The sequence below is a fragment of the Sulfurimonas sp. genome (assembly GCF_027056685.1).
In the GTDB taxonomy this organism is placed as follows: Bacteria; Campylobacterota; Campylobacteria; order Campylobacterales; family Sulfurimonadaceae; genus Sulfurimonas.
The window spans coordinates 21,284-27,283 of record NZ_JALUKE010000132.1 but is presented as its reverse complement, the minus strand read 5'-3'; the positions used below and the strand labels follow the sequence as shown (position 1 = coordinate 27,283).

The window sequence follows — 6,000 nt, the reverse complement described above, 5'->3', positions numbered from 1 at the left end:
GTTGTCAGGATCTGCAATTTGTGCCATAACTTCTTCTCTAGTCCGTTTATTTGCTATACTCTCAAATGATGGTCCAAATGCCATTGCAGTTTCATGATGACATCCCCAACAATACTCTTGAAATAACTTTTTCCCATCACTATCATTTGCAAAAGCAGTAGAAGCAAATATGAATAATATAGAAGCAGATAATACCATTTTTTTCATAAATATATTCCTTACAATTTTTCTTATTTTTCTTATAAAAAGTATATTACTATATCTTATATAAGAAAAATATATGTCCTAAAAAGGACATATATATTATGCACCAGGAATTTTCTCTCTGTGTTCAACAGAATAAGTAAAAGTTGGTGTAGTGAAGTTATACATATATTTTATAAATCTACCAGTTTTAGCATTGTAGATTCCAATACGACCTGTAGTCCATTCACTAATTGTTGTCCATCTACCATGATTAGCAGGTTCTGCATGCAACAATCGTGGTTGAACTGGTTTAGAAACTTTTGCACCATGTTTTGCAGTATATGGTACGAGTTCTTCTTTAGAAAGCTTTGAAGCCACCTCTTTATGTGTCACTGTTTTGTATTGAGTTGCATCCCAAGTTTGTAAAATTTTTCCAGTCTCTGCATCTATAAGATGACCTTTCTTTTTACCGACTTCAATAATTCTCTCAGTTTTAAGAGTTTGTTTATTGATTAGATACATTTTGTTATAATTTTTAACACCACCAATAACACAGTCTGACCAAATGTATGGAGTAAATTCACTAGTACCTACAAATAATCCACCGCCAGCAGTTGGAACATTAGCTACAACTTCATTGTCCATATTCCAAATAACAACATCACCGACATTCATACTGTTTGTAGCATTAAGTTGTCCATATTTGTCATTATACCAAGAACTACCTTGACCTGGGTGTGGCTTAGTACCTGGACCAGTATAGACTTTTGCAGCAAGTTTAAGTGTTTTTAAATCAACAACACCCATCAAATCACTTCCTTGAGAAGCTACATAAACAAATCGTCCAATTTGTTTGCCTTCATTTTCAAAAGCATCATGTAAAATTTTACCAATATTAGCAATATCACCTACAATTGGAAAATTTGGTTTTGAATAATCAACTACATACACATGTCCAGCATCTTTAAGTGCAAATACAAAATATGGTGCATAAGGAGTGTCTGCAATAAATGCAACACGACTTGGCTCAATATTTCCATCTGTATTTATAACACTAGAAGTAGGGTATACTTTAAGTGGCTCAAGTGTATGAGCATCACATAAAACAGCACCACCTGGATTGTAGTTACCAACCATTACATATTTTCCATCAGGAGAAACAGCGAGTCCACGAGAGTCTTGACCAACTTGAACACTTGCAAGCGCAGGTTGTCCTGGAGCGTTCAAATCAAACATAGTTAAACGACCTGAACGACTAATACAGTATGCATAGCGAGGAATTCTTTTGTTTGTTACAGTAACATGTACAGCATATCCAGCTTTATGACGAGATAAAACTTTCCCTGTTGTTGAGTCAATAAAATCAACTAAAGAGGCATCTCTCTCTGTTGCAAACATAATGTCTTTATCGCTCTTAACATCTACAGGATTTGGATATTTTGAGTATAAAGCTTTGCGATCTGCAAGCTTTTTCCATGTTTTATGTACACCTTCTAACGAAAGCTTTAATGTTACTGTATTTTTCCAATCTTTTAGCCAATTAACCATACCTGCAGCATCATCTTTTGTAAAAGTTGATTTCCAAGATGGCATCGCTGTACCTTCTCTTCCTATTAAAATTGTTTCAACAAGACTATGGTTCTCTTTTTTCTTCAGTGCTTTTGGTCTTAAGTCAGCACCAACGCCACCTTGATGAATTGGTCCATGACATCCTGCACACTGTTGTGTGTAGACTTTAGCAAAATTCATATGTGATGTGCCAGCAAATAAACCTGAACTAACTACAGCTAATGCTGCAACCGATGTAACTAATTTATTAAGTTTCATTTTTGTTCTCCCCAAAAAATATTTCCTAACTTCCCTCTTATAAAAAAGAGGGAAATGATTTCTATCTACTCTTCATTTTCCAAACGCTTTTTCTCTTGAAAATAAATCCAAATCATTGGAAGAATTATCACTGTATGAAGAAAAAGTGTTAGAGTTAAAGGACCTTGATTAAGCCAACCAAAAAAACTTGGTACGACATCTGTAAACGGTTCAAACATCTTATGCCTCCTTATCTTTCATGTACTGGATTTTTACCAGTAGTAAGTAAATCTTTTGCCAAAATAATGAAACCTGTAAAAATAACAAGACCCATTATAAGTCTCCAATCCATTGCTTGTTGAAACCACATACCACTTTGACCATCGAAATATCCTGCCCAAGTTGCACCCATTTGTGCACGCGAAACAATAACTTGAACATATCCTGCGATAGTAAGTGCTACGGTCATTCCCATCATACCACCAGTAATCATACTCGTAGCCCAAATAGAAGCTCTTGTATGTTTCATAACTTTAATACCATTTGTACCTTGAACAGCTATATAGAACATTCCTATAAGAATAGTTGCATATGCCCCAAAGAAAGCTAAGTGACCATGTGCTGAAGTGAACTGTGTACCATGAGTATAAAGATTTATTTGTGGTAGTGTGTGGAAAAATCCCCATACACCAGCGCCTAAAAAGTTTCCAAAGGCATTTAAAACAAACCATGTAAATGCAGGTTTATTATTGATAACCGAATTGGTATTTCCTTTTTCTTCTTCTGATCCTTGAGTTTTACCCCAGTCATACAGAACATGTACAAACATAGCTACAAGCGGTAAAGGTTCTAGTGCTGAGAATAGTGCACCAATTTCCCACCAGTACTCAGGTGTTCCAATCCAGAAGTAGTGATGACCAAGTCCAAGAATACCTGAACCAAATAACATCGCAACCTCAATCCATAGCCACATTTCAACAACCTGACGATGTGCACCTAACATTTTAATAAGTCCATAAGCAGCAATCGCACCAACGAAAACTTCCCAAGTAGCTTCAACCCATAGGTGGATTACCCACCACCACCAGTATTGATCAACTGAAATGTTATCTGTAAAGAACATACCAGCTAAGTAAAGACCCGCAAACGCAATCATATCTGCCATAAGTACAGTTACAATACCAGTTTGTTTTCCTTTCATACCTGTTAAGAAAAGATTTCCAACAAATCCTAAGGCAACAACAACAATACCCCAGTCAGCCCAGCGTGGTGCTTCAATATATTCGCGACCCTCTGTAATAAACCAGATTGTAGTTGCATCTGCTTTACCAACTTGAATAAATAAAAATACTAAAACTACTACAACAATAGCAGCTGCAAAAATCCAAAATAGAAGCTTTCCTATTTTGATTCCAACCGTTTCAATTCCAGTTTCATCTGGTAATAACCAATAAACAGAACCAAACATTGCAAATACCATCCATACTACAAGTGCATTAATGTGTATTATTCTTGCAATAGAAAAATCAAGTATTCCATAAAGAAAACCTGGCATTACATATTGAGTAGCTGCCACTAAACCAAAAAGTAATTGAGCACCAAACAAAATAGCTGCAAAAGTAAAATACCATGTTGCTAACTGTTTTGATTCACTCCCAGTACCTGTCAAATATTTACTTGCCATGAACTGCTCCTTTTATTTTTCCAAAGTTTCTAGGGAAACCATTTGTATCAATAGATGACATATGTTTTAAAAATGCAACTAAACCTTTAGCCTCTTTTGCTGTAATACCAAGATTTGGCATCATACGCGCATGTGTAGGGTATTGGTCTGGATGTTGTAAGAATTCAGCCATAGCCTCCTCTTTTGTATTTTTTCCAGTTAATGCTTGCATTGCACCATCTGGTCCCCATGCAGGATCTAGCCATGCTTTTGTTAAGTCTGGTGCATAGTATGCGCCATTTCCCAAAAGTGTATGACAATCCATACAGTTTTTTGCCTGTGATCCCAATTTACCTAAGTGCAATAAAGCTCTTGCTTCTTTTTCAGAGTAGTCGTCACGACCAAAAAACTTCTCTTTTTGTTGAAAGAGTGAATTCCCCTTGCCATCATTTCCACCTATAATAGGCACTTCATGACCACGCTTATTACTCATTTCATAAGTAATTTTGTAATTAATAACAGTAGGCCCTGGAACCCTTTTTGTTACACCGTCTTTGAGGTTCTTATCATTACCCATTGCAATTTGTGCTGATGTGTCAAATGTCAACCAAATTAAAAGTATTGATGCAAAACCGGTAACCCATGTTGCTGAACGCTGCCAGAAACGATTGTCACTCCATACAGATTTCTTTGCCACTGTATCCTCCTAAAATTTTTTATTCAATATATATATTTTCAATGTTCATTCTTTTTATGAACTTGATCTTGCATATAATAGACTGCGTGTGGAAGTAAAATAAGTCCAATTGCAGCGACGACTAAAGCTTTTGCAGTAAATTCCCCAACATGCATTAAACTTCCCATTAAGTACAAACAATATGCTGTGAGTAACCAAAACATATATGCAAGGGCTATGAACCATGGTTTAAGCATTTTTACCTTTACTGCAGTATATATACCTACATAAAATCCTCCAAAAACTAATACAAGTGCAGAAGAGACAAAGATAGGCAAAAAATCACCTAGCGCGATTTCTGGTCTGATTACAGATGGGTCTATCATTTGTTTTTCCTTAAATTGAATTGGAATTTAGAATCATGAGTAGTTTATTAAGTTTGGAATTAAATTAACTTGATTTATGTCAAGAATCGTAAAAAAGAGGAGATTTTGAATTTTTTTTATTTAAAAGGTAACATTATGATTAATACATAAGAAAAAATTAATTCTCTTGAATGTATTTATTGATGCGTTCAGTAGTTTGTTTTAAACTGTTTTTATAAGATTGTAATATTGAAGATAAGTTTTTGCTTGGTGTTTTTAATATTGTTTTGGTTTCTAAAACGATATTGTGTAGTTGCTCAGCCCCTAGATTTGCACAAATACCAACAATATCTAGTAGTAATTGATCTGCTTCTTCAAGCTTGTTCTTTTTTATAAGTAGAAGCAAAGCTTCATCAGAATTACCATAGTCTTGTAAAAATTCTTTTAAAATATCTTTATAAAAATTGATGTCCCCTCCACAAATATTTAGACCTATTTCTGTATTTAAAAGCTTGTTATTATCATTAGTTACTATTGTACTTTTTTGCTTTGCTATATTCATATTATATGCATACAAAATATCATATAATGCATCCATTTTAAGAGGTTTTTCAAGTGTTTCACTCATTCCGGCATCTTTCATCTTTTTGATGTCATCACTTGCTGTATCTCCACTAAGTGCAACTACTACTATATGATTGTATTTTGGATTTTTTCGTATAATTCTTGTCGCTTCAAAACCATCTATATTTGGCATGTGTGCATCCATAAGTATAAGTGTGAAATTATCGTCATTCTCTAAAATATTGAGTGCTTCTTGTCCATCATTGGCAAGGACAATTTCTATACCACTGTCACCAAGGAGACCTAAGATTACTTTTTGATTGATAATATTGTCTTCTGCTAGGAGAATACGCATTCTACTAAACTTACTAAAGTCCTCTTTTTTGATTTTCCCATGAGGAGGAACAGTCTGTCTTTTAAAATTATCAACTACTATTTCTTTTTCTTTTTCTTTTTCTTCTTCTTCTTCGACTTTCGATGTATGCGTGTCATAGATATCTTTTTCTGTTTCTTTAGCATTTTGTGTATCTTGCTCATATTCATCTACAACTGCTGGCTTAATCTCTAATAAGGTTTCTCTCTTTTTTGGACGCTTTTTTAATAATACATAGAGTATAAAAAGTAATAAAAGTGCTAGAACAGTAATGATTTCTAGTTGATATTGTGCTAAAAATTTGAGATACATATAAAACCCTTTTTATAGTTTTGCTAAATGATACAGTATAAAAAATTAAACCTAA

At 34.3% G+C, this 6,000-nt stretch carries 7 protein-coding genes; all 7 read right to left on the bottom strand.

Annotated features, from left to right (window positions below):
• A partial coding sequence (locus tag MVY38_RS05895) for a c-type cytochrome (RefSeq protein ID WP_366939768.1) occupies positions 1-207 on the bottom strand: 207 nt, incomplete at its 3' end.
• A gap of 96 nt (positions 208-303) precedes the next feature.
• On the bottom strand, positions 304-2,013 hold the full coding sequence (locus MVY38_RS05890) for a nitrite reductase (protein ID WP_297484301.1): 1,710 nt from the start codon (positions 2,011-2,013) through the stop codon (positions 304-306).
• Positions 2,014-2,078: 65 nt separating this feature from the next.
• Positions 2,079-2,231, bottom strand: coding sequence for a hypothetical protein (locus MVY38_RS05885; RefSeq protein WP_297484299.1), 153 nt, complete (start codon positions 2,229-2,231; stop codon positions 2,079-2,081).
• 11 nt (positions 2,232-2,242) lie between these two features.
• Positions 2,243-3,676 carry a cbb3-type cytochrome c oxidase subunit I gene (locus tag MVY38_RS05880; protein ID WP_297484297.1) on the bottom strand — a complete coding sequence of 478 codons (1,434 nt, stop codon included), beginning with the start codon at positions 3,674-3,676 and terminating at the stop codon, positions 2,243-2,245.
• Complete coding sequence (locus tag MVY38_RS05875) at positions 3,666-4,352, bottom strand: c-type cytochrome (protein WP_297484295.1); 687 nt, start codon at positions 4,350-4,352, stop codon at positions 3,666-3,668. The genes MVY38_RS05880 and MVY38_RS05875 overlap by 11 nt, the downstream gene beginning before the upstream one ends.
• 38 nt (positions 4,353-4,390) lie before the next feature.
• Entirely contained in the window at positions 4,391-4,717 is a 327-nt protein-coding gene (locus MVY38_RS05870; RefSeq protein ID WP_297484293.1) for a hypothetical protein, read from the bottom strand.
• A gap of 157 nt (positions 4,718-4,874) precedes the next feature.
• Positions 4,875-5,945 carry a response regulator gene (locus tag MVY38_RS05865; RefSeq protein ID WP_297484291.1) on the bottom strand — a complete coding sequence of 357 codons (1,071 nt, stop codon included), beginning with the start codon at positions 5,943-5,945 and terminating at the stop codon, positions 4,875-4,877.
• Between the last annotated feature and the right edge of the window lie 55 nt (positions 5,946-6,000).

Excerpts from the sequence above, each read along its gene's own strand:
- MVY38_RS05890 (WP_297484301.1), bottom strand. The coding sequence starts at position 2,013 with ATGAAACTTAATAAATTAGTTACATCGGTTGCAGCATTAGCTGTAGTT.
- MVY38_RS05870 (WP_297484293.1), bottom strand. The coding sequence starts at position 4,717 with ATGATAGACCCATCTGTAATCAGACCAGAAATCGCGCTAGGTGATTTT.
- MVY38_RS05885 (WP_297484299.1), bottom strand. The coding sequence starts at position 2,231 with ATGTTTGAACCGTTTACAGATGTCGTACCAAGTTTTTTTGGTTGGCTT.
- MVY38_RS05880 (WP_297484297.1), bottom strand. The coding sequence starts at position 3,676 with ATGGCAAGTAAATATTTGACAGGTACTGGGAGTGAATCAAAACAGTTA.
- MVY38_RS05865 (WP_297484291.1), bottom strand. The coding sequence starts at position 5,945 with ATGTATCTCAAATTTTTAGCACAATATCAACTAGAAATCATTACTGTT.